Here is a 23,782-nt window from a genome sequence, read left to right on the forward strand (position 1 = left end):
CCTTATGAATATTTTGTACAGAATTATAAATAAAATTTTCACTTTAATTGATGATTTTAAACACAAGGTTTATCTTCAAACCTGCATCAACAACGGTTTGAAATTAGGTGAAAATGTAAGTATTAGAAATGGCGTTTCCCTTGGTTCGGAGCCATTTCTGGTTACAATTGGCGATGGAAGTAGAATTGCTTCGGGAACCACTTTTGTAACACATTCTGGCGCAACCGTTAATATGCGCAAAATTGCAGGTTATGAAGAAGTTAGAAATTTTGGAAGAATAAAAATAGGAAAAAACTGTGCTGTGGGAAGCAATTGCGTGATTTTGCAAGATGTAGAATTAGGAGATAATTGTATTTTAGGTGCGAATTCTGTGCTTTCAGAATCAATGCCTTCAAATACCGTTTTTGCAGGAAATCCAGCAAAATATGTGTGTGAAATTGAAGATTATGGCGATTTTTTATTGAAAACCAATGTTAATTATCCGATAGAATTGGAACAAGACAGAAAAAAACTGAATGATTGGTTGAAAAAAAATCTCATTGAGAAATATAAAGTGGCGAAGTAAAAATTATTAAAATAAAACGTGTTAAGAAAACACGAAAAACTTAACACGAAAATGGCTGAAAAAAAGAAAATCCTCATCAGAATTGGTTCGCTTCGCCACGGCGGTGCAGAAAAAGTATTGGTGACTTTTCTGAAAAATCTTCCGCCAGAAAAGTATGAGGTTGATTTGCTTTTGAACCTTTTTTCCGGAAAATATTTACCCGAAGTTCCAAATTGGGTGCGTATTTTTTATTTAATTAAAGGCGAAATGATCCCCACAAATCGCCCGAAAGATATACCAACCAAGGTTTTGCGTGTTTCTTACCAAAAAATATTGAAAATTTTTCCAAAACTTTTGTATCGTTTTATTTTAAAAAATAAAAAGTACGATGTAGAATTTGCTGCCATTCATGGGATGCGCGATGATATATTAAATTCGCCACAAAAAGCATCAAAAAAAATGGTTTGGATCCACAACGATTTAAGGAAAACCCATTTTCACAATTATACGGACAACGAAATTAGGAAGTTTTTTGGCTTTGATAAAATTATGGTGATTTCCGAAAAAATACAGCAAGATTTTGAAAAATTGGCTAAAAACGAAAACGAAAAAGATAAAATCGTTCGGATTTATAATCCATTAGATACGGAAGAAATTTTAGAGAAAAGTGAAAAATCATTCATCATTCAGCAATCATCACTCATAAAAAATGTTCCAATTTTTGTTTCTGTGGGGACGGTTTTTCCACAAAAAGGTTTTGATAGGTTGCTCAAAGTTCACAAAAAACTTTTAGATGAAGGACTGAAACACCGTGTTTTAATAGTGGGCGACGGTTATGATTTTGAAAATATTAAAAGATTAATTTCAGAATTAAATATTTCAGAAAGCGCAACAATGCTTGGTTTTTCAAACAATCCTTATCCTTATTTTAAAATGGCGGATTTCTACATTTTAAGTTCAAGGTATGAAGGTTTTCCGACAGTTTTGTTTGAAGCATTAACTTTAAAAAAGAACATTATTGCGACTGATGTTTCTGGCGTAAATGAGATGCTGGAGCACGGAAAATTAGGTTTGATTGTCGAAAATTCTGAAGATGGTATTTATTTTGGAATGAAAAAAGCCTTGCAAAAGCCCGAAAGTTTTGATGTTTATCAAACTAATTTAGAACATTATAAAATGCCTTTTAATCTAGAAAACTCGGTAAATTCTATCATTAAAATTATAGACGAATTGTAAAAATTTTTTCTTTTATCTTTGCTCAAATGTCTGAAAAAACTATTATCCAAAAAGATTTCTACCGCGAAAGTGGTGCTTATCTTTCCACTTTTCAAATTTGGAAGAAATGCATCAATCCCAATTTGCATTTTATTTATCTTTTAAGAATAGCACAAAAGTATTCTAAAAAATCCTTCGCTGGGATGTTTTGGCGTTTAGTTTTAAGACATTTTCAGATAAAATATGGTTTCCAGATTTACCCAGAAACGCAGATTGGTGAAGGGTTTTATCTCGGGCATTATGGTGGTTTAGTGATAAATCCTAAAGCGAAAATTGGTAAAAATTGCAATATTGCGCAAGGTGTGACCATCGCACAAGCCAATCGTGGTAAAAATGAAGGCGTACCAGAAATTGGCGATGAGGTTTGGATTGGCCCGAATGCAGTAATTGTTGGAAATATCAAAATCGGAAATAATGTTTTGATTGCACCAAATGCGTACGTAAATTATGATATTCCTGCAAATGCAGTTGTAATGGGAAATCCGGCAACTTTTACGCTAAATGAAAACGCTACTTTGGGCTATATTAATCATAAAATTTAATAAAAGTGTTATCCCAAACTTTTTTATGATATCTTTAGCACTTATTTTTGTATTGTTTACTTATTCAAATTAAAACCTCAAACCTGCCTAAATGGAAAAATCATACACAACTATTTTCGAAAATAACAAGAAATGGTTAGAATCAAAATTAGAAAAAGATCAAGATTTTTTTAAAATTCTTGCTCAAACCCAAACACCCGAATATCTCTATATTGGTTGCTCAGATAGCCGAGTTTCTGCGGAAGAAATGATGGGTATGCAACCGGGCGAATTGTTTGTGCATCGTAATATTGCGAATGTAGTAAACACTTTAGACATGAGTTCAACGGCGGTAATTCAGTATGCGGTAGAGCATTTGAAAGTAAAACATATTGTAATTTGCGGTCATTATGGCTGTGGCGGTGTAAAAGCGGCGATGTCGGCAGAAGATTTTGGATTATTAAATCCTTGGTTAAGAACAATTCGTGATGTTTACAGGCTGCATCAAACAGAATTAGACGCAATTGAGGATCAACACAAACGCTACGATAGATTGGTGGAACTTAATGTGCAGGAACAATGCATCAACGTTATAAAAATGGCCGTCGTGCAAGAGCAATATTTGTTAGATGAATATCCCGTTGTGCATGGCTGGGTTTTCGATATGGGAACGGGAAAATTGATAGATTTGGAAATTGATTTTGAAAAAATCTTGAAAGACATTCAAAAAATCTATAACCTTACGGATTCTAATTGGGTGATGAGCCGAAAGAGGAAATAATATTTTAAAATATTCTTTTTCGTTTCAGCCAAAATATGTAGCCAAAGCCCTAACAATTTTAATGTAAAAATATTTTCGTTTTATATTTATAGTCTTTAAATATTAAAATGTGTTAATATTTAGATATAATCTATAATGCGGTTTGATTAATAAAAAAATCTACTTAAGTTTGTAACTTCTTAAAAGGAAAATGAAGTATTTATCAATTATCGTTTTACTTGTTTTTGTGAATTTTATGGCTTTACCCAGTATCGCCACATTATTTCATTTGGAAATAGCGAAGACAAATATAGTGCTTTCGGAAGAAGAATCACAACATTCGCCCTTGGTAATCAACGAGAAATCACTTCCAAAAGTTCTAGATATTAGTGATTTTGAACCCTTTTTCGTAGATGTTTTTACAAAAAAGTCTTTTTTCCTATTTGATGATGCCGTAAACTTATCGGCTTACCTTTCTATATTTTCTCCCCCTCCGGAAATTTAATCTTTTTCTTTAATATTTTGGCAAAATTTTTATTTCTGCCAAAGATTGTTGAACCCGCATCACCGTGATGTAGGCTTTTCAATATCGTATTTATCAAAAAAAATTAAATTTATATGAAAAAAGCAAAAGGCTTTATAGGAGGGATTACAGAAAATTTACCCTCTGCGGTGGTCGTGTTTTTAGTGGCGTTGCCTCTATGTTTGGGAATTGCATTAGCATCAGGAGCCCCACCTTTATCTGGGGTGATTGCCGGCATTGTTGGTGGCTTAGTAATCGGGTTTTTATCCAATTCACATATTTCAGTTTCTGGTCCTGCAGCTGGTTTAGCAGCAATTGTTTTAGGTGCAATCACAGAACTGGGAAGTTTTCAATTGTTTCTTTGTGCCGGCTTAATTGCAGGATTAATACAGTTGATTTTGGGATTTGTAAGAGCGGGAAGTATTTCAAATTATTTCCCAACAAATGTGATTGAAGGGATGCTTGCAGGAATCGGCGTGATAATTATTTTAAAACAAATTCCCCACGCGATAGGTTACGACCAAGATTTTGAAGGCCATCAGAGTTTATTTGATAATGGTTATAATTTAGGTTCTATCTCTGCATATTTGTCTAATTTAATTTCATCAGTTCAAGTAGGTGCTATTATCATCACAGTGGTTTCATTGGCTATTCTTTTGGCTTGGGATAAAATTCCAGCGCTAAAAAAAATAAAATTACTTCCTGGTGCTTTGGTAGCCGTAATTTTTGGGATTGTTTTAAATTCAATTTTTACCGCAACAGGAAGTGCGTTTGCGATCGGCAGCGAGCATTTGGTAAAACTTCCGGTACCACAAACCGCAGCAGATTTTAAAAATTTAATTGTGCTGCCAGATTTTGCCGGTTTTCTAAATCCTAAAATTTGGATTTTGGGTGCCACAATTGCAATTGTCGCTTCTATTGAAACATTATTATGCATTGAAGCCTCGGATCGCTTGGATTCTCGCAGAAGAATTACGGATACAAATTTAGAATTAAAGGCGCAAGGAATTGGAAATCTGATTAGTGCATTTATTGGTGGTTTACCCATGACTTCTGTGGTGGTTCGGTCTTCGGCAAATGCTAATTCTGGCGCTACCAATAAATCGTCTGCCATAATGCACGGACTTTTACTTTTGATATGCGTGCTCACAATTCCTTTTTTATTGAATTTAATTCCGTTGGCAACTTTAGCGGCGGTTTTACTTTTGGTGGGTTACAAACTCGCAAGTTTTGAAAAAATTAAGAATTTTTGGCGCAAGGGCAAATACCAATTTATTCCGTTTATTGCTACAATCATCGCCGTTGTTGCTACAGATTTATTGAAGGGAGTTGGGATTGGCTTGGCGATTTCCATTATTTATATTTTGCAAGGAAATATGAAAAGAGCCTATTACTTTAGCAGAAAGGAATTGGAAGACGCAGATGAAGTAAACTTAAAACTTTCAGAAGAAGTTTCTTTCTTAAATAAAGCGGCCATTAAAAAAACCTTGAAAAACATCAGACCAGGCTCCCATGTTACCATTGATGCAAAAAACACGTCTTACATTACTACAGATGTTTTAGAAATGATACAGGATTTTGCAAATATACGCGCAAAAGAAGAAGATATAAAAGTGGAATTGCTAGGTTTTAAAACCTCATATAAAGATTATGAAAATGATCAACATTCTCATGTTACCATCGCGCACAGAAGAGCGATTTAATACAATTTAATAAAAAAATAAAATGAAAGCACATACAATAGAAACACAATCTACAATAACACCAGATAAAGCCATTCAAATTTTAAAAGAAGGCAACCAAAGATTCATCAACAATTTAAAAGTAAACAGAAATCTTTTAGAACAAGTAAATGATACGCAGGAAGGACAATGGCCTTTTGCTGTTATTTTGAGTTGTATTGATAGCCGAACTTCGGCCGAACTTTTATTCGACCAAGGTTTGGGAGATATATTTAGTATCAGAATTGCAGGGAATTTTGTAAACCAAGACATTCTCGGTTCTATGGAATTTGGGTGTAACATTGCAGGTTCTAAAGTAATCGTAGTTCTCGGGCATTCAAAATGTGGCGCTCTAAAAGGCGGTTTAGATGCAGAAAAACTTGAAGATTTAGGAATGGATAATCTCAACCATTTGGTTTATCATTTTGATCCTTGCATTAGAGAAATTATTAAAACTGATGAAGAGCGTTCTTCTTCCAATGAAGATTTGCTAGAAAGGTTGAATGTCTGCAACATCCAGAAAACAATCGCAGATATTAGACACCAAAGTTCTACACTAAAAAGATTAGAAAAAGAAGGCAAAATAAAAATTGTAGGCGCCAATTATAACGTAGAAACTGGCGAAGTGACTTGGATTTAAAAAAATAAAATTTTATAGTAATCATATCAAACTGTCTCAAAATTTTGGGGCAGTTTTTTTATTTATTTCATTTTATAATACCTTTACGTTGGAAATTATTTTTTTTAAAAGAGATATAGCATGGAACATGAAAAATTATTGGATACAATTAAAAGTTATGATAAGATTTCAAAAGAAGAAGAAACAAATCTTGAAAATTTTTTCACAGCTCTGAAAATTAAAAAAGGAGAGGTCTTAATAAAAAGTAGCACGCCCTGTAATAAGTTGTTCTTTGTGAATTCTGGCTTATTACGTGATTTTTTTATTAATGAAACGGGAAACGAGATTACAACAATCATTACTTGTGAAGGACGCTTTTTAACCAATATCATTAGTTTTAACGGCTTCGCGGAAAATAATGAGACCATAGAATGTATTGAAGATGCTGAAATATTGTCTATTTCAAAAGAAAATTTTGATAAACTAATGCACTCATCAAAAAACCTAAAATGTATTTATGCAGATATTATAGAGGAGTATTACGCACTTCTAACAGAACGATTTCATTATCTAAATACCAAAAATGTTGAACAAAAAATTAATCATCTAAAAAATGATTTTCCTTTTTTAATTAATCGTGTAAATGATAGTTTAATTGCTTCTTTTTTAGGCATCACTAGGGAAACCTTTGTAAGGAACAAAAAATTTCTGTAACAAATGAAAACTGTGATTTCTGTCACAGTTTTCTCTTTTTGATTTTTAGAATTTTGTTAATGTAATATCAGTGAATATTTTACAACAAACATTAAAAAATCAATTATTAACCTAAAAATCATTACGATGACTAAGAGCCTGTTTAAATTTCATTCAATAAATTTTTTATAGCCTTTTCTTAATTTTCTAAATTAAAATAAACTCTGTTTATTCTTAAATTTAACATTAAGAATTTCAGTGAGTTAAGTTTATTCTGATTAAGCAATCAATAAATTGATTTTTATTAAGTTTTTTAAGCGAAAATGGCTTAATTCCTTAATGGTAAAAATAAATTATAAATTTAAACAGGCTCTAAAAAACTATTAAAATTATTGGGAGGTGCGACTTTATTTGTTGCTATTTTTCTTGGTTGTAGAAACGATGAAAATGTAAGTTTTCCAACGGAAAACCAAAAATTATCTAGCGAAGCCAAGCAAGCATTTCAAAAAGAAAGCCCTCAATTTTCAATTCTAAAATATGCTTCAAAAATTGAATGGGGAAATCCAATCGTTAGTAATGGCGCAGAATATGATGCTGTCGAAATTCCTTTGATTTTAAATGATAAAATCGGCGCTAAAATTGGAGACGAATTATCCAAGCCCAGTGCAAGATTATTATTGCGAAAATCTAAAACTTCTAATCAATGGGATTTTTATTTTTTACTTATTTCTAACGGAAATAATATACAAAATAATAAAATAACCTATAATCAAATGCAAGATAATTTCCCAAATAAAATCGCGGTTTTTGATAAAGATAATAAAATTGTTAGTAGTTTTAATCTTGGTGGCAAAACTATATCAGTGGAAAAATTATGAACGCACCCGTAATTTGCACGTACATTGGCTGGTGGTATGATGACGGTACTTTTGAACCAATCATGTTACTTGGCTGTAGTGGAGGCGATGGCGATATAAGCCCAAATTATGGCGACGGGGTTGGTGGTCACGGCGGTGGCGGTGGCGGTGGCGGAAACAATGGAGATAATTCAGGTTTAACAATGCCTCCTCCACCAAAAATACCAATTGCAGATATGCAGAAGTTTTTAAGTTGTTTCAATATTCAGCAATCTGCAAATTTGACAATTTATGCAGCGCAAATGGGCAGTTCAAGTTTAGCAGGACATGCGTTTATTACTATTACTCAAGGAAATAATACAATGACTTTCGGATTTTATCCTAAAAATGGATATGCTCAACAATTAATTGGCCCAGGTATTTTTGGTGATGATAGTGGACATCCTTACACAAATGCATGGGATGCGGGCTCTATTACACCAACACAATTGCAACAAATAATTGCGACTGCTTTAGCATATTCAAATAGTAATTATAATCTCGGTTTTAGCAATTGTTCGGATTTTGTTTTAAGTGTATTGAATTTAATCGGACTCACTAATAATACTGCAGGAGTAAATACTCCCGATGATGTTGCTACTTTAATTGGTCATTTTGCAAATGGAACTGCATCCTCAACCCATAGAACCTGTAATTAATATGACTGTAAAAATTCTTAAAATTGTTTTAGTTACCTCGTTTCTTTTTTCTGAGGGACTTGGAGAGCATGGAAATCTAAATTTTGCCATTTTGTTATTATATTTATATCAATTTATACATGACATTATTACTTTCGCTAATTACCACAAAATATTTTGGGAAGGAGGCTCGCTTTCTATTCCTACTATTGCAACACTTATAATTATCTCAAAATGTAAATTTTATAAAGACAGATATCTGTTGTTATTTTGCTTTATTGCTTTATTAATTGCAATAATTTTCATGACAGGAATTTTAAATTTTGACAGTTACAATAAATTAACGAATGGCTTCTTATTTCCCGCATCTATTTTCATAATAAGTTCTGTCTGGTTAGTTATTTTAAATTTTAGAAAACCGACAATAAAAAACTAACATGAAAAATAATCCACATCTTTCTGCTTTATTCATTTTTGTAATCTTCACTGCTCTATTAATTTTATTGCTGATTAGAATAAGTTTTAGAAAACCTGTGGCAAAAAAAGAAATTCCTATAAAAATTTTAAAAATAATTGCTATTGTTTCTTTTCTCATTATTAATGGTATTCAGGAGAACGGGACAATTAATTTTGGTCTAATTTTAATGTATTTTTTTGCTTTCTTTCATGATATCACTCATTTCCCAAGTTTCGGTATTTTTTGGGAAGGGGTTATCACAATTCCAATTATTGGGACTTTAATAACCTTTTCACTTTGCAGGAAATATAAAGACAGGTATCTTTTATTATTTTGTTTTATTGCATTATTAGCAATAATTCCTTTATTGACAGGAATTTTAGACCCTCATAATTATAAAAGAATTTCATTAGATTTCATTATTCCAACATCTATTTTTATAATAAGTTCTATAATTCTAATCGTATTGAATTTTAGAAAACCCACAAAAAAGGATAATCTTGAAAAATAACCCCCATGTTTCTGCCTTATTCATTTTTGTAATCTGCTTAGTTTTATTGCTTTGTTATTAGTTGCGATTGCATATATGGGAATTTTAAACCCAATAAATTATGAAAGAATAACAAATTGGTTTATAATTCCATCTGTTATGTTTATAATAAGTTCTGTAACTTTAATCATTTTAAACTTTAGAAAACCTGTGAATAAAATAGTAGAAATATAGATTCCCAGAAGATATTTTAGGAGAAAAGTTTTACTTCCCATTAAAACCCGTCATCGTATTTCCAATTCCTGCAAAAACGAATGACAAGCAGGCTTTAGAAAACTTCTCGATTCTTTCGGGAAGTTTTTCTTTTTCTTGCGTCTCCCATTTTCCGAGAACGTAATCAACCTGTTTTCCTTCAGAAAATTCGGCAGAAATCCCAAATCTCAAGCGCGGATAATTTTGGGTTTGAAGTTGTTCTGCAACACTTTTCAAACCATTATGTCCCGCATCTGAACCTTTCATTTTTAATCTTAAAGTCCCGAATGGCAAAGCTAAATCATCAGTGATTATCAAAATATTTTCTAAAGGAATATTTTCTTTTTGCATCCAAAATTTCACTGCATTTCCAGACAAATTCATATAAGTGTCGGGTTTTAAAATCAACACTTTTCTGCCTTTGTATTTTCCTTCTGCTAAAAGACCAAAGTTAGAAGATTTGAAAGGTACTTCTAAAGTTTCCGCAATTTTCTCTGCGACTTTAAAACCAATGTTGTGGCGCGTTTCTGCATATTCTTCGCCTTTATTTCCGAGACCAACGATGAGGTATTTCAAAATTTAATAATATTCGTAAGTTGAAGTTTGCCCATTTTCAGTTACCGAAGTTGGGAATCCATCTGAATTATAAGTGTAAGTGAAGGTTCCGCTATCAGTTCCCGAAGTAATTTTTGTTGGATTATTTGCGCTAAATCCTTGTAATGCAAGAGAAGCATTAAATGAAAAAATAGTAGCAATATTAAATTCTATTGGCAAAGTATTGAACGGATTTTTTTTAGAATCGTAGCTGCTATAAGTGAAAGTTTGCGATGTTGGCGGCACAGGAACCGCTACGATGGCCGAAGTATTTGTTACTGTGCTTAAATTATTGCCATTCCAAGTGAAATCATAACTAGAATAAGATTGTTCTTGTGGCGGTGTTTGAAAATCAAAATTACCACGACGTATTTTTGAAACTTTTCCGTTAATATAGCTAATCACAGAAGTTGAATTTTGTGTAACGCCAGTTCCAATATCTTGGCTTTCATCTACGCTAGTGAGTTGATTACCAGTGTAATTGAGTTTATAATTAGTAACAGAAGTAATACTGCCAATATTTGTAGTAGAGGCGATTTTTGTAATTTTTCCGTTGGTGTAAGTCAAATCAAAATTTTGAATTCCACCGAAAGAAACAGAGGTCAATTGATTACTCGTGTAAGTATAACTAATGATTGATGGTACGCCATTTTGGTCTTTTGTTGTTACTTTTTTTATGATTGTGCCAGACGGATTTGTCGTCCCAGAATCTACGGGTGTTTGTACGCCAAAAAGCAAATCGCCATCTCTATCTGCATTGGGCGAGCAAGAATTATAAACGAAAAGTACCGCAAAAAGGGTAAAAAATGAGATTAATTTTTTCATCAAAAAATTTTTACAAAAGTAATTGAAAATTTTTAATTTAAACTAGAATACAGAATCCTTTCAAGTAACGCATTTACTTCATATATATTTTGCACATTTTCCTTCCGCATCATCAGTTGATTGCCTTCCGTTGAATGTTTTTCCTTCAATTTTGCCTCATGCTGATTTCTGCTTAAATAATTAATGATATTTTTAAACCTGTCACTTTGGTAAAATTTATCCTGCGGATTTGATGGAAAATAACCCAGAAACACACCATTTTTTACCACGATTTTATCAAAACCAATCTCTTCTGCAATCCATTTTAACTCAACAGATTTTAATAAATTAACCGCTTCTGAAGGCAATTTTCCAAACCGATCAATTAAATTTTTCTCAAAAACCTGCATTTCCGTTTGGTTGGGGATTTCTGCTAATTGTTGGTATAAAGCCAAACGCTCTTCCACAGAACTCACATAATAATCGGGCAACATCAATTCTAAATCGGTGTCAATATTAACATCTTTTGTTGATTTAAACAATTTTTTTCTGTCGTCTTCATTTTCAAATAAATCTTCAAAATCTTCATCATTTTGTAGTTCTTCGAGCGCTTCCTGCATTATTTTTTGATAGGTTTCAAAACCCATTTCATTGATGAAACCGCTTTGCTCGCCACCCAACAAATCTCCTGCGCCACGAATTTCCAAATCTTTCATCGCAATTTGAAAACCACTTCCCAAATCTGAAAATTGCTCGATGGCTTCCAAACGTTTTCGCGCGTCAGAAGTAATCATATCAAACGGCGGCGTGATCAAATAGCAAAAGGCTTTTCTGTTGCTTCGCCCAACTCTTCCGCGCATTTGGTGCAAATCTGCCATTCCAAAACGTTGTGCATCATTAATGAAAATCGTGTTTGCATTCGGAACATCAACGCCAGATTCAATAATGGTGGTAGAAACCAAAACGTCATATTTCCCTTCCATAAAATCCAAAACATTGCGTTCCAGTTGTTTTCCATCCATTTGCCCGTGACCCGTAATCACCTTTGCATCAGGCACTAAACGCTGGATTAAACCTGCAATATCTTTTAAATTTTCAATTCTGTTATTAATAAAATAAACCTGTCCGTCTCGCTGAATTTCATAAGAAACCGCATCTCGAATTATTTCTTCCGAAAAACCAATCGTTTGCGTTTCCACCGGCTGTCTGTTTGGCGGAGGCGTTTTTATCACCGAAAGATCTCGGGCAGCCATTAACGAAAACTGCAAAGTCCGCGGAATTGGAGTTGCGGTTAAGGTTAAAGTATCAATGGAAGTTTTTAAATTTTTTAATTTGTCTTTTACAGCCACACCAAATTTATGCTCTTCATCAATAATTAATAAACCTAAATCTTTAAATTTCACCGCACTTCCCGCCAATTGATGTGTTCCGATGACGATGTCAATTTTTCCGTCTTTCAAGCCTGCTAAAGTTTCTGCTTTTTGTTTCGCAGAACGGAAGCGGTTCAAGTAAGAAATCGTCACCGGGAAATCTTTCAGTCTTTCTTTAAAACTTCGGTAATGTTGAAAAGCCAAAATCGTAGTCGGAACCAAAATCGCCACTTGTTTTCCGTCGGTCGCCGCTTTAAAAGCCGCGCGGATTGCAATCTCTGTTTTACCAAAACCCACATCGCCACAAATTAAACGGTCCATAATGGTTTCTTTTTCCATGTCGGTTTTCACATCGAAAGTCGCTTTTTCCTGATCCGGTGTATCTTCATAAAGAAAACTGGCTTCGAGTTCATTTTGGAGGTAAGTGTCTGGCGCATAAGCAAATCCTTTCGCAGATTTCCGTTGTGCATATAATTTAATTAAATCAAAAGCAATCTGTTTAACTTTTGCTTTTGTTTTTTGTTTTAAAGATTTCCACGCCGGCGAACCAAGTTTTGAAAGCACAATTTCCCGACCTTCTGGTCCGTTGTATTTTGAAATTTTGTGCAAAGAATGAATGCTTACATAAAGCAAATCGCCGTTTTTATAAGTTAATTTAAAACATTCCTGAACTTTTCCGTTGTTGTTCACTTTCACCAAACCCATAAATTTTCCCACGCCGTGATCGATATGTGTAATATAATCGCCGACTTTTAAAGACATTAAATCTTTTAAGGTTAATTGTTCGCTTTTGGCAAAATTATTTTTTGCCTGAAATCTTTGGTATCGGTCAAAGATCTGATGGTCGGTGTAAATCAAAAGTTTGTGCGCATCGTCTACAAAACCTTCGTGCAATTCAGATTTAAAACTTTTAAAAGGCACATTTTTTTCCAAAGACTGAAAAATAGATTCCAAACGGTCTTTTTGCTTTTCACCAGAAAAGGAAATCCAAATATCATATTTATCGGCTAATTTTTCCTCTAAATTTTCAGTTAATAATTCAAAGTTTTTATTGAACGCCGGCTGCGATGTTTGCTGAAACTCGATACTAAAAAAATCTTTCGTGAAAAGAGAATTCGTTATTGAAATAAAATCGATTTGATGAAACTGTTCCAAAGATTTTGAAAATTCTTCCGGCGAAATAAACAGTTCCGAAGGTTTTTGATGTTTGATGTCTTTATTTAAATTTTCAAATTTTTCTTCTGATTTTTTATAAAAATCTTTGATTTTTAAAGCGCCAAATTCCAGATTTTTAGACAAAATAAAAGAATCTTTGGGCAGCAAATTTAAAACTGAAACCTTCGTTGTAGAAGTGGACGCGCTCATATTTGAAACCAACTGAAAACCTTCTACTTTATCCTTGGAAAGTTGCGTCTCAATATCAAATTTTTTGATGCTTTCGATTTCATTTCCAAAAAAAGTAATGCGAAAAGGTTGTTCATTAGAAAAGGAAAAAACATCAACAATTCCGCCACGCACGGAAAATTCGCCTGGTTCTGAAACAAAATCTGTCGGCTGAAATTGGTAATGATTCAACAGTTCATCTACAAAATCAAAATCCAGTTTGTCGCCCACTTTTAAAGTGTGGGAAATCGCGGAAAAATCTTCTTTTTTAATGACTTTCTCGGCAATTGCCAACACCGGCGAAATAATCACTTTCGGCGATTTTTCTGTTAAAATTTTATTTAAAACTTCCGTTCTTAAAACCAAATTGGCGTTTTGCGTTTTCTCGATTTGGTAAGGTTCAAGATGCGTTTGCGGAAAATAAAGCACATTTTCTTTGCCCAAAAGTTCTTCCAATTCCGTCGTGATATAAAGCGCTTCTTCTTTATCATCAACCAAAAAGAAAATATTTTTTTTCTGGGTTAAAAACAATTCTGCCGTGAAAAGCGAATGCGCCGAACCCGCAAAACCTTTCACAGAAAGTTTCTTTTTATCTAGATTTTTGAATAGTTCTGCCGCAAAATTATTTTTCAATAAATGTGGAAGAAGGCTTTCCTGTATGGACTTTAACTGCATTTTTTATTTTATTCTAAACCAAATTTATCTTTATAATTAAACTTTTCAATTTTCTCAGACTTTTTTATAACTAATTCTAAAGATTCTTTCGGCTTTAAAATTGAATCGCCGATAGAAATTTTATTCCACCAATCTTCATATACTATGAGACTGTCTGTTTTACCGTCCATTTTTCTATAAACAATAAACGGAATACCATGATTGTCATGATTAATATATTTTTTAATAACTATTGATTTTATTTCTCTCCCTTCCACATCATTTAAAAAGCCATCATTGTTTTTTGAAGAAAAAACAAATTTATATAGAACTACTATCAACAGTACAATTGCCATTAGAAATAGGTCTCTATTTTTATTTTTCATTTTTCAACAATACTTTATTAAAATTTGTTTCTAATTTGTAAATAAGCCGTTTTCATTAAAACCGAAAACGGCAAAAAACGATTTCGGGATTTCCCCGAGATCGTTTGTGAAGTGCAAATTTACGAAATATTTTAAGGTTCTTCTTTTTAAGTAAAATTTCCTAATTACTTCATCTTGCTGCGAAAAGTGTCTTCACGAAAGAGTTAAACATTAAATTTTACCGATTTTCTCTTCGCTACTTTCAGCATGTAAAACAGCAAGAATAACAATTTTGTTTTCTTCAATTAAATAATAAATATGATAGGGAAATTGTTTTTGTAAAATTGTTTTCGCGGATTTATATTTTGTCTCAAAACCTTCTGGAGAGTTTAGAATTGTTAGTTTTGCTTCTTCTAATCTGTTTAAAAAATCTTCTGCTAATTTAGGATTTATGAGAAAATAATAATCCAGCGCTTCTAAAATATCATCCTCAACTCTCGGTCTGTTTTCAAAGACAAAAGTCATAAACTATATTTTTTTCTTAAATCTTTTAGCAAATCATCAAAATTCATATTATTTTTCGGATTTTCGCGGTAATCTGCCAAACGTTCTTCTACAATTTTGTTATGCCATTCTGGTATTTCAACATTTTCTTGGCTTTTTTCCTTTTCAGAAACTGAATTTTCTTTTTTATAATCCGCGCCAATAACATCTAAAAATTCTTGAAAAAAAGATTGTTTTTCGTCGGGTATTTGAACGCTGTAAGAAATCATAGCAAACTTATTTTATTTTAATACTATTTTAAATGAAAAAAATTCTTTCAAATAGTAATGCTAAATTAATCAATTAAATTTAAAAAACCTTTAAATGCCAAGTAGCCCACTTTTTTGATATTTTTCAAAAAATACTTTCCTTTGCAAAAAAAAACATCAAAAAAATGAAAAAAATTATCGCTCTTTTCCTACTTTTTGTAGGAATTACTGCTTTCTCACAAGAAAAACCAAAAGATTCTGCGTGGTCCATTCAAGGGCAAAATACTTTAATGCTCAACCAAGCCGCATTTTCTAATTGGATTGGCGGCGGCGCAAATAACGTCGGCTGGATTGTAGGCGCAAATTATAATTTAACCTACGAAAAAGACAAAGATCTTTGGGAAAACATCATCAATCTTGGCTACGGACAAAATAATACAAAAGGCATCGGAACGCGCAAAACGCAAGACGTGATTGATCTTTCTACAAATTACGGAAGAAAAATTGCAGAAAGTAATTGGTATTATTCCGTGGGCGCAAGTTTGAAAACGCAATTTGCCGCCGGCTATGAAAACGGAAATGATCCTGCAGCCGCAAAAATTTCAAATTTTATGGCACCCGGTTATGTGAATTTTGGCGTTGGCTTTACTTACAAACCAAATGAAAATTTAACCGTTTCACTTCGCCCAGCAAATGCGAGATGGACTTTCGTTTTAGATAAAGATTTGCAACAGGCAGGAAATTATGGACTAAAAAACAATGGCGATTCTTCGCTTTTTCAGTTTGGATTTTTGGGAACAGCTCAATATAAATTAAAATTAATGGAAAATATTAGTTTGATAAACAACGTATCTGTTTTCTCGAATTATTTAGACCATCCAGATCGATTAGTTTTATCTTATGGCGGCATTCTTAATATGAAAATTAATAAATATATTTCTTCTGTAGTTACTGTGGATGTGATGTATGACCATAACCAAATCCAAAAAACACAAGTGAAACAAACTTTGGGAATTGGCATAGCATATAATATTGACAATGGCATAAAACGCTCAAAGAACAAAATTCAATAAATTGTAATTATAAAATTTGTTAAAGTTTGAAAACCAATATTTTGAGTTGTTTTTTATTTTAACTTTACTTTACAATTAACCAATAAATTTTTTTAAAAATGAAAAAATTATTAACCGCACTTTCTCTTGTTTTAGCTATAGGATTCGCAAGTGCGCAACAAACAACGCCGTCTGCTTCTAAAAAGCAAACTACGGCTGCAAAAACACCTGCAAAATCCGCCAAATCTGCCAAAAAAGCGAAGCCAGCAAGGCCAGCAACAACGGCTGGAGTAAAATTGAAAAAAGACGGAACGCCAGATAAACGCTATAAAAATGCAAAACATCTAAAAAAAGATGGAACGCCAGACAAGAGATACAAAAAATAAAAACTGAATATTAAACCTTACGCCAAAAACGTAAGGTTTTTTCTTTAAATTTGTCGCTGATGAAGATTTTATATTTAATTTTACTCATTGTAGTAGTCTCTTGCACAACAACTGGCGAAGAGCAATCGCGCGCGTACGTAGAAGGTAAAGTGCTTACAAATCTTCCCGCCACAAATGTTAAAATTCAGCTTGAAAGTAAGAACATTATTATTTCTGAAACAATTTTAAATTCAGATAAGACTTTTACACTTTCCGGACCAATTCCTGGTGAAGATTTTTCTTTAAAATCCAACTTTAAAATTAAATCTTTTACTGGTAGAAGTGACTTAAAAATAACCGAAGATTCTTTGTCTATCGAGTTTCCCAAAGGTGCTAATTATGAGAACGCATTAGAATTAAAATTAGTTAAATGAAAAATTTCTATTTATTTCTAATTTTTTTTCCATTAACTTTTTTCAGTCAAAAGAAGAAAGAATTTAAAATTTATGGCTCTTTAGACGCCAAAGTTTTAATTATGAAATCTTTTGGCAATAATTTTTATAACAAAACATTGCAACCTTTGGTGGGATTTGGTTTTGGCTTAAATTTTCTCACCAATGTCAAGGATTTTGGTTTAAGCTTTAACTATTATTTTCTAAAAGCGACTGGGAAATATGATCAAACTAATATTTATGGAAGTTTGTCTGCACCGCAAATGAATCTTTATGAGATTGATCTTTTTCATCAAAACAAATTAGGCGAAGATTTTTTAGTAGAAGAATTTGCAGGCGTTAGCGTTTATCGCGTAAACAGTAGTTTTATTTACACTTCAAAAAATTATTCTCAAGGAAATACAGGGTTCAATTTTGGCTCAAACTTGGTTTACAATTTAGATCCAGAAGGCAAGCAACAGGCTTTTATTGGTGGAAAATTTAATTTTTATAATGCTAAAATCATTAATGAAAACCCAGAAATCCAAAGGTTTTTCTCACGCGCCTATTTTGGCTCTCTTATTTTGGGTTATCGGTTTAATTTTTAAAAAATTTTGGGCAGCATTTCCGCGCTCCGTTCCCGCTTTTTTGCTCGTCGTTCCTCCTCACAAAAAGAGCTCCACTCAGCACGGGCTGCAAAGTATCGCATCAAACAAAATTTTTATCAAAACAAAATAATTTTGTTTCTCAAATATTAAAATATTTTAATCTAAACACCGTATTTTTGTATAATGATAGGTGAAAGTATTAAAAAATATTTAGCAATAATTTGGGCAAAAAACCAAGTAAAAAAATCGCAAGATTTTAAATTAAATGCTGTTGAAAACCAAGAAAAATTGCTTTTAAATTTAATAAAAACCGCAGAAAAAACACTTTTCGGGCGAGAACACCAATTTGAAAATATAAAAAACATTCAAGATTTTCAAAACCAAGTTCCAATCGCAGATTACGAAGATTTAAAACCTTACATAGAAAGAATTAAAAAAGGACAAGCCAATATTTTGTGGACGGGAAATCCGGAATATTTTGCAAAAACTTCTGGTACCACTTCTGGCAGCAAATATATCCCGATTTCAAAAGAAGGAATGCCGTATCAAACTGGCGCGGCGAAAAGTATGCTCTTTCATTATATCGCTCAAAAAAATAATGCAGATTTTGTAAACGGAAAAATGATTTTCTTGCAAGGAAGCCCAAAATTAGAAGAAAAATTCGGTATAAAAACTGGCAGACTTTCGGGAATTGTGGCACATCATATTCCAAATTATTTGCAGAAAAACCGCCTTCCAACATTTAAAACCAATGAAATTGAAGATTGGGAAACTAAAGTTGATGAAATAGTAAAGGAAACCGAAAAAGAAAATATGACTTTAATTTCGGGAATTCCGCCGTGGCTCATTATGTATTTTGAAAAATTAATAGAAAGAAACGGTAAAAAAATTACTCAACTTTTTCCTAATTTACAACTAATCATTACCGGCGGCGTCAATTATGAACCTTACCGCGAAAAAATGGAAAATCTTCTCGGTGGAAAAGTAGATATTTTACAAACATTTCCCGCAAGTGAAGGTTTTTTCGCCTTCCAAGACGACTTTAAAAAAGATGGTTTATTGCTCCAAACCAATCACGGGATTTTTTACGAATTTATTCCTTTAGAATTTTACGGCAAAAAAGATGCACCCAGATTGACTTTAAAAGACATTGAACTTAATAAAGATTATGCTTTAATTTTAAGTACAAATTCTGGTTTGTGGGCATATTCTATTGGTGATGTGGTAAGATTTATTTCAAAAAATCCGTATCGTATTTTAGTGAGCGGCAGAACCAAACATTACACTTCTGCTTTTGGTGAACATGTGATTGCGTTTGAAGTAGAAGAAGCGATGAAAGCAACGGTGGAAAAACATTCTGCGCAGATTACAGAGTTTCATTTAGCACCACAAGTCACGCCAAAAAACGGTGAGTTGCCGTTTCACGAATGGTTTGTAGAATTTGAAAAAGAACCAGAAAACCCCGAATTATTTAAAAAAACTTTAGACGAAGAAATGCGAAAACGCAATTCTTATTACGACGATTTAATTTCTGGTAATATTTTGCAACCTCTGAAAATCATTAAATTAAATAAAAACGCCTTCCAAGATTACGCAAAATCTGAAGGCAAATTAGGCGGGCAAAATAAAATTCCGCGTTTGGCAAATGATAGAAAAATTGCAGACTTTTTGGAAAAATTAAAAGCGAAAAATTAACCTTAAATTTGTAAATAAGATAAAATTATTAAAATTAATTTCTAAAATATGACTCCAAATTTCAGCGCCGAATGGCAAGAAAAACTTCAAACCAGATTTCTAAATTATGTAAAAATATTTTCTACAAGCGACCCAGAAAGTGAGAGCACGCCTTCCACAGAAAGGCAGTGGGAGATTGCAAACTATATTTTTAAAGAATTGAAAGACTTAGGTTTAGAAGATGTTTCTTTGGATGAAAACGGATACATTTATGCTTATGTGCCATCAAATTTAGAAAATGATGACGAGCCAACTGTTGGTTTTATAGCGCATTACGACACTTCTCCAGATTTTAGTGGGGAAAATGTGAACCCACAAATTTGGACAAATTATGAGGGTGGAAATTTAGTTTTAAATAAGAATACAAATTTTACTTTATCGCCCGAAAAATTTCCGATTTTGAAACAATACATCGGCGAAACTTTAATCACAACCGACGGAACAACACTTTTAGGTGCAGATGACAAAGCGGGTTTAGCAGAAATTGTAACCGCAGCAGAATTTTTATTAGCACATCCCGAAATTAAAAGAAGCAGAATTGCTATTGGTTTTACACCAGATGAAGAAATTGGGCGTGGCGCACATAAATTTGATGTGAAAAAATTTGGCGCAGAATGGGCTTACACAATGGATGGAAGCGAAGTGGGCGAGTTAGAATTTGAAAATTTCAATGCTGCACAAGCGGTCGTAAATATTCACGGATTGAGTGTTCATCCCGGTTATGCTTTTGGTAAAATGGTAAATGCAAGTCTTTTGGCGGCAGAATTTGTTCAAATGCTTCCTGAAAATGAAACGCCTGCAACCACAAAAGGTTTTGACGGATTTTTCCATTTAACAGATTTAAAATCTGATGTTTCGGAAGCTAAAATTCAATACATTATTCGAGATCACGATGCTGATAAATTTGAAAATCGTAAAACATTAATTGCTGAAAAAGTAAAAGAATTTAATCAAAAATACGGAGAGAATACCGCTGAAATTGAGATTAAAGAACAATACAGAAACATGAAACAGCAATTTGAAGGTAAAATGCACATTGTTGATATTGCGGAACAGGCGATGAAAGATGCAGAAATTAAACCTTTAATTAAAGCCATTCGCGGCGGAACCGACGGTGCACAATTGTCTTATATGGGATTACCTTGTCCAAATATTTTTGCAGGCGGCCTTAATTTTCACGGACCATACGAATTTGTTTCTGTAGAAAGTATGGTGAAAGCGGTGAAAGTGATTTTAAATATTGCGCAGGCGAAGAAAAAGCAGAATTAATTTTTTATCTAGTCTGAAATAATATTAAACCTTCAAGGTTTTTAAAACCTTGAAGGTTTGATTGAAAAAACTTTTGTCAAAGTTTTAAAAAAATTATTTTAAAACGCCTTCCAACCTTGTGCTGTTAAAGCAACCAATTCATTGCTTCCGCTAGCGACCAAAAAGTTACCTTGCTCTAAATCTACAGCGTGACCAATAATTGAGAAATCTGGATTATTTTTAATTTTTTCAAAATCTGCAGGAGAGATTGTGAACAATAATTCGTAATCTTCACCGCCGTTTAAAGCGCACATTGTTGGGTTCAGATTAAGTTCATTAGCAGTTGTAATCGTTAAAGGATCGAGCGGTAATTTATTTTCATACACATGAAATCCCACTTGGCTTTTTTCTGATAAATGTAAAATTTCAGACGCTAAACCATCAGAAATATCAATCATAGAAGTCGGTTTAATATCTAAATCTTCTAAAATTGTCTTGATGTCTGTTCTGGCTTCAGGTTTTAATTGGCGTTCCAAAATATAATCATAACCTTCCATTTCTGGCTGCATATTTGGATCAGCAAGAAAAACGGCATGTTCTCTTTCTAAAATTTGCAAGCCAGTGTATGCGCCGCCTAAATCACCCGTTACAACTAGTAAATCATTGGCTTTGGCTCCATTTCTTTGCACAATATTTTCTGAATTTTCCAGACCAATTGCAGTAATTGTAAGCACCAAGCCCGCTTGCGAACTTGTGGTATCGCCGCCGACTAAATCTACTTTATATTTTTTGCACGCCAAAGAAATGCCCAAATAAATTTCTTCTAAAGCCTCTACAGGAAAACGATTGGAAACAGCTAATGAAACTAAAATCTGCGTGGGAACGGCGTTCATCGCAGCAATATCACTTAAATTTACAACAACTGCTTTGTAACCCAAATGTTTCAGCGGCACATATCCTAAATTAAAATGAACACCTTCTGCCAAAGTATCGGTAGAAATCACTACTTTTTTACCATCAGGGTTAATCACCGCAGCATCGTCTCCAACAGAAATTTCGGTAGATTCATTTTTAAAACTAAAATTTTCGGTAAGATGTTTTATGAGGCCAAATTCTCCATATTTCGAAATCGGCGTTAATTGTGTTGATTGGTCTTCTAACATTTTTCTTTATTTTTAATTATTCAGAATCTACTTCTTTGTTTTTTCGCCAAGTGAAAGTGTTTCTTTTATGAAACGCTTCCACGTTTTCTGGTTTAAACGGTAAATTTCTTAAATCTTCTTTGGTTAAAATTTTGCAATTTTCATCTTTGAAAGCATCCATTACTTCTAAAATATCATCGGGTGGTGTGGTCGCCTTTCGCAGCATTGTATCTATCCAAACACCAGTGGCTTCGGCGGTGGCGCAATGTGTTCCGTCTGGTAAATAAAATTTATGTAGAAATTGGTAAATACTTGCGTCTTCGGAAGAGCCAGAAACTTCTAAACTCACAAACACCGTTTGGTCTGCGAAAATTTCCTTAAAAAAAGAATAACGTTCATGCAGAATTACCGGCCCAATGCCCCAACGTGAAAGTTGCACTAAACCAATCTTTTGTTGGTTCATAAAAGCCATTCTGGTTTGGGCGCAATATTCTACATAACTGGAATTGGCGAGGTGTCGGTTCGCATCAATATCGCTCCAGCGAACCTCGAATTTATAATGAAAAATAGACATAATTTTAATTAAATTTTAGCCCAAATTTACGCATTTCGAGTGGCGTAGAAAAATTGTAATTTTAACGAAATAATTTTTAGAAATGCAAGAACGATCGAGAAAGAAAGTAATAATTATTGGCGGTGGTGCGGCAGGTTTTTTTTGTGCCGCCAATTTAGATGAAGAAAAATTTGAAGTTCTTATTTTAGAACAAAATTCTGACGTTTTACAAAAAGTAAAAATTTCTGGAGGCGGCAGATGCAACGTGTCGCACGCGTGTTTCGATCCGCAAGAATTGGTTGGTTTTTATCCACGTGGGAATAAAGAATTGCGAAGTGTTTTCAGCAGGTTTCAGCCAGGAGATATGATGGAATGGCTTCAAAATAAAAATGTGGAACTCAAAATTGAAGAAGATAATCGCATTTTTCCGATGAGTAATTCTTCTTCAAGCATCATCAATTGTTTCATCAATGAAATTCAAAATAAAAAATTTGAAGTAAAAACCCAGCAAAGTGTTCAGAAAATTATTTTTGAAAATGAACAGTTTTTAATTAAAACAAAAACTAACGAATTTAAGGCTGATTTTCTGGTTTTTACCTCGGGAAGTGCGCCAAAATCTTTGAAAATTTTAGAAGAACTTAATTTTAAAATTATTCCGCCAGTTCCGTCACTTTTTACTTTTAATATTAAAGATGAGGCGCTGAAAGATTTAATGGGAACTTCATTTTTAAACGCAGAAGTCTCTATTCCTGCTTTAAAAATGGAAGAATCGGGACCGATGTTGATTACACATTGGGGACTTTCTGGACCCGCAATTTTAAAAATATCTGCTTGGAAAGCACTTGAGTTAGCAAAATTAAAATATCAGTTTGAAATTTGCGTTAATTTTTTAGGAATAGATGAAGAAACTGCCGAAAATGTTTTTAAAAATTTTAAAGAAAATAATCCCAAAAAAGCCATCGGAACATCGAAAATATTTGAAATTACAACCCGTTTTTGGCATCGGGTTTTGTGGTTGAGCAAAATAAATTTAGATAAAAACATTTCGCAAATCAGTAAAGTTGAGGTTCAAAATCTAATTCAAAATCTTTGTGGAAGAACAATGAAAGTGACTGGCAAATCGACTTACAAAGATGAATTTGTAACTGCAGGCGGCGTATATTTAAAGGAAATTAATTTTAAAACCATGGAAAGCAAAAAGCACAAAAACTTTTATTTGGCGGGCGAAGTTTTGAATATTGATGCCGTAACGGGCGGTTTTAATTTTCAAGCGTGTTGGAGCGAAGCGTGGATTATTGCAGAATCTTTAAATCAAAAATTTTAAAAGAGAAACAATTG

General features: G+C 33.1%; 26 protein-coding genes. 18 read left to right on the forward strand and 8 right to left on the reverse strand.

Features of this window, described 5'->3' with window-relative positions; genetic code table 11:
* Window positions 1-4 precede the first annotated feature (4 nt).
* The 11 genes from C4S29_RS05400 to C4S29_RS05455 all read left to right on the forward strand — a co-directional run bounded on the left by C4S29_RS05400 (window position 5) and on the right by C4S29_RS05455 (window position 9,158).
* Window positions 5-565 (forward strand): acyltransferase, encoded by a 561-nt coding sequence (locus tag C4S29_RS05400; protein WP_103913130.1) that lies wholly within the window; start codon window positions 5-7, stop codon window positions 563-565.
* A 51-nt stretch (window positions 566-616) separates the two neighbouring features.
* Window positions 617-1,780 (forward strand): glycosyltransferase, encoded by a 1,164-nt coding sequence (locus tag C4S29_RS05405; RefSeq protein WP_103913427.1) that lies wholly within the window; start codon window positions 617-619, stop codon window positions 1,778-1,780.
* Window positions 1,781-1,806: 26 nt separating this feature from the next.
* Window positions 1,807-2,361 (forward strand): serine O-acetyltransferase, encoded by a 555-nt coding sequence (locus C4S29_RS05410; protein ID WP_103913131.1) that lies wholly within the window; start codon window positions 1,807-1,809, stop codon window positions 2,359-2,361.
* A 91-nt stretch (window positions 2,362-2,452) separates the two neighbouring features.
* The gene (locus C4S29_RS05415) at window positions 2,453-3,121 is read left to right on the forward strand and encodes a carbonic anhydrase (RefSeq protein WP_103913132.1); all 669 of its coding nucleotides are present in this window, start codon (window positions 2,453-2,455) and stop codon (window positions 3,119-3,121) included.
* 190 nt (window positions 3,122-3,311) lie between these two features.
* Complete coding sequence (locus tag C4S29_RS05420) at window positions 3,312-3,605, forward strand: hypothetical protein (protein WP_103913133.1); 294 nt, start codon at window positions 3,312-3,314, stop codon at window positions 3,603-3,605.
* A gap of 113 nt (window positions 3,606-3,718) precedes the next feature.
* Window positions 3,719-5,326: a SulP family inorganic anion transporter gene (locus C4S29_RS05425; RefSeq protein ID WP_103913134.1), complete on the forward strand. Its 1,608-nt coding sequence runs from the start codon at window positions 3,719-3,721 to the stop codon at window positions 5,324-5,326.
* A 22-nt stretch (window positions 5,327-5,348) separates the two neighbouring features.
* A complete protein-coding gene (locus C4S29_RS05430; protein WP_103913135.1) occupies window positions 5,349-5,984 on the forward strand; it encodes a carbonic anhydrase family protein in 636 nt (211 codons plus the stop codon).
* Window positions 5,985-6,104: 120 nt separating this feature from the next.
* A complete protein-coding gene (locus tag C4S29_RS05435) occupies window positions 6,105-6,677 on the forward strand; it encodes a Crp/Fnr family transcriptional regulator (protein ID WP_103913136.1) in 573 nt (190 codons plus the stop codon).
* 371 nt (window positions 6,678-7,048) lie between these two features.
* Window positions 7,049-7,534 carry a hypothetical protein gene (locus tag C4S29_RS05440; RefSeq protein WP_103913137.1) on the forward strand — a complete coding sequence of 162 codons (486 nt, stop codon included), beginning with the start codon at window positions 7,049-7,051 and terminating at the stop codon, window positions 7,532-7,534.
* Complete coding sequence (locus C4S29_RS05445) at window positions 7,531-8,211, forward strand: hypothetical protein (RefSeq protein ID WP_103913138.1); 681 nt, start codon at window positions 7,531-7,533, stop codon at window positions 8,209-8,211. Before C4S29_RS05440 ends, C4S29_RS05445 begins: the two co-directional genes overlap by 4 nt.
* Before the next feature lie 512 nt (window positions 8,212-8,723).
* Window positions 8,724-9,158 (forward strand): hypothetical protein, encoded by a 435-nt coding sequence (locus C4S29_RS05455; protein ID WP_146063263.1) that lies wholly within the window; start codon window positions 8,724-8,726, stop codon window positions 9,156-9,158.
* 243 nt (window positions 9,159-9,401) lie between these two features.
* Here C4S29_RS05455 and pth read toward each other — a convergent pair whose 3' ends face one another.
* From pth to C4S29_RS05485, 6 genes are all read right to left on the reverse strand, one after another.
* Entirely contained in the window at window positions 9,402-9,965 is a 564-nt protein-coding gene (pth, locus tag C4S29_RS05460; protein ID WP_103913141.1) for an aminoacyl-tRNA hydrolase, read from the reverse strand.
* Between the two features lie 3 nt (window positions 9,966-9,968).
* Entirely contained in the window at window positions 9,969-10,808 is an 840-nt protein-coding gene (locus tag C4S29_RS05465; RefSeq protein ID WP_103913142.1) for a hypothetical protein, read from the reverse strand.
* Window positions 10,809-10,840: 32 nt separating this feature from the next.
* Window positions 10,841-14,215: a transcription-repair coupling factor gene (gene mfd / locus C4S29_RS05470; protein WP_103913143.1), complete on the reverse strand. Its 3,375-nt coding sequence runs from the start codon at window positions 14,213-14,215 to the stop codon at window positions 10,841-10,843.
* 8 nt (window positions 14,216-14,223) lie between these two features.
* Complete coding sequence (locus C4S29_RS05475) at window positions 14,224-14,580, reverse strand: hypothetical protein (protein ID WP_103913144.1); 357 nt, start codon at window positions 14,578-14,580, stop codon at window positions 14,224-14,226.
* A gap of 210 nt (window positions 14,581-14,790) precedes the next feature.
* On the reverse strand, window positions 14,791-15,084 hold the full coding sequence (locus C4S29_RS05480) for a type II toxin-antitoxin system RelE/ParE family toxin (protein ID WP_103913145.1): 294 nt from the start codon (window positions 15,082-15,084) through the stop codon (window positions 14,791-14,793).
* Complete coding sequence (locus tag C4S29_RS05485) at window positions 15,081-15,332, reverse strand: addiction module protein (protein WP_103913146.1); 252 nt, start codon at window positions 15,330-15,332, stop codon at window positions 15,081-15,083. Before C4S29_RS05485 ends, C4S29_RS05480 begins: the two co-directional genes overlap by 4 nt.
* A 164-nt stretch (window positions 15,333-15,496) precedes the next feature.
* Here C4S29_RS05485 and C4S29_RS05490 point away from each other — a divergent pair, with 164 nt between their 5' ends.
* The 6 genes from C4S29_RS05490 (at window position 15,497) to pepT (ending at window position 20,770) form a co-directional block, all read left to right on the forward strand.
* Window positions 15,497-16,384, forward strand: coding sequence for a DUF3078 domain-containing protein (locus C4S29_RS05490; RefSeq protein WP_103913147.1), 888 nt, complete (start codon window positions 15,497-15,499; stop codon window positions 16,382-16,384).
* Window positions 16,385-16,482: 98 nt separating this feature from the next.
* On the forward strand, window positions 16,483-16,749 hold the full coding sequence (locus C4S29_RS05495) for a hypothetical protein (RefSeq protein ID WP_103913148.1): 267 nt from the start codon (window positions 16,483-16,485) through the stop codon (window positions 16,747-16,749).
* 59 nt (window positions 16,750-16,808) lie between these two features.
* The gene (locus C4S29_RS05500) at window positions 16,809-17,162 is read left to right on the forward strand and encodes a hypothetical protein (protein ID WP_103913149.1); all 354 of its coding nucleotides are present in this window, start codon (window positions 16,809-16,811) and stop codon (window positions 17,160-17,162) included.
* The gene (locus C4S29_RS05505; protein ID WP_103913150.1) at window positions 17,159-17,767 is read left to right on the forward strand and encodes a hypothetical protein; all 609 of its coding nucleotides are present in this window, start codon (window positions 17,159-17,161) and stop codon (window positions 17,765-17,767) included. The genes C4S29_RS05500 and C4S29_RS05505 overlap by 4 nt, the downstream gene beginning before the upstream one ends.
* A 183-nt stretch (window positions 17,768-17,950) precedes the next feature.
* Window positions 17,951-19,462 carry a GH3 auxin-responsive promoter family protein gene (locus C4S29_RS05510; RefSeq protein ID WP_394338660.1) on the forward strand — a complete coding sequence of 504 codons (1,512 nt, stop codon included), beginning with the start codon at window positions 17,951-17,953 and terminating at the stop codon, window positions 19,460-19,462.
* A 48-nt stretch (window positions 19,463-19,510) separates the two neighbouring features.
* Complete coding sequence (gene pepT / locus C4S29_RS05515; RefSeq protein ID WP_103913151.1) at window positions 19,511-20,770, forward strand: peptidase T; 1,260 nt, start codon at window positions 19,511-19,513, stop codon at window positions 20,768-20,770.
* A gap of 98 nt (window positions 20,771-20,868) precedes the next feature.
* Here pepT and thiL read toward each other — a convergent pair whose 3' ends face one another.
* Both thiL and C4S29_RS05525 read right to left on the reverse strand, forming a co-directional pair.
* Window positions 20,869-21,912 (reverse strand): thiamine-phosphate kinase, encoded by a 1,044-nt coding sequence (thiL, locus tag C4S29_RS05520; protein ID WP_103913152.1) that lies wholly within the window; start codon window positions 21,910-21,912, stop codon window positions 20,869-20,871.
* A 16-nt stretch (window positions 21,913-21,928) separates the two neighbouring features.
* Complete coding sequence (locus C4S29_RS05525; protein ID WP_103913153.1) at window positions 21,929-22,465, reverse strand: acyl-CoA thioesterase; 537 nt, start codon at window positions 22,463-22,465, stop codon at window positions 21,929-21,931.
* A gap of 82 nt (window positions 22,466-22,547) precedes the next feature.
* Between C4S29_RS05525 and C4S29_RS05530 the strand changes: the two genes are divergently transcribed.
* Window positions 22,548-23,768, forward strand: coding sequence for a BaiN/RdsA family NAD(P)/FAD-dependent oxidoreductase (locus C4S29_RS05530; RefSeq protein WP_103913154.1), 1,221 nt, complete (start codon window positions 22,548-22,550; stop codon window positions 23,766-23,768).
* The last annotated feature ends 14 nt before the right edge of the window (window positions 23,769-23,782 follow it).

The sequence above is a fragment of the Halpernia humi genome (assembly GCF_900108025.1).
Taxonomy (GTDB): domain Bacteria; phylum Bacteroidota; class Bacteroidia; order Flavobacteriales; family Weeksellaceae; genus Halpernia; species Halpernia humi.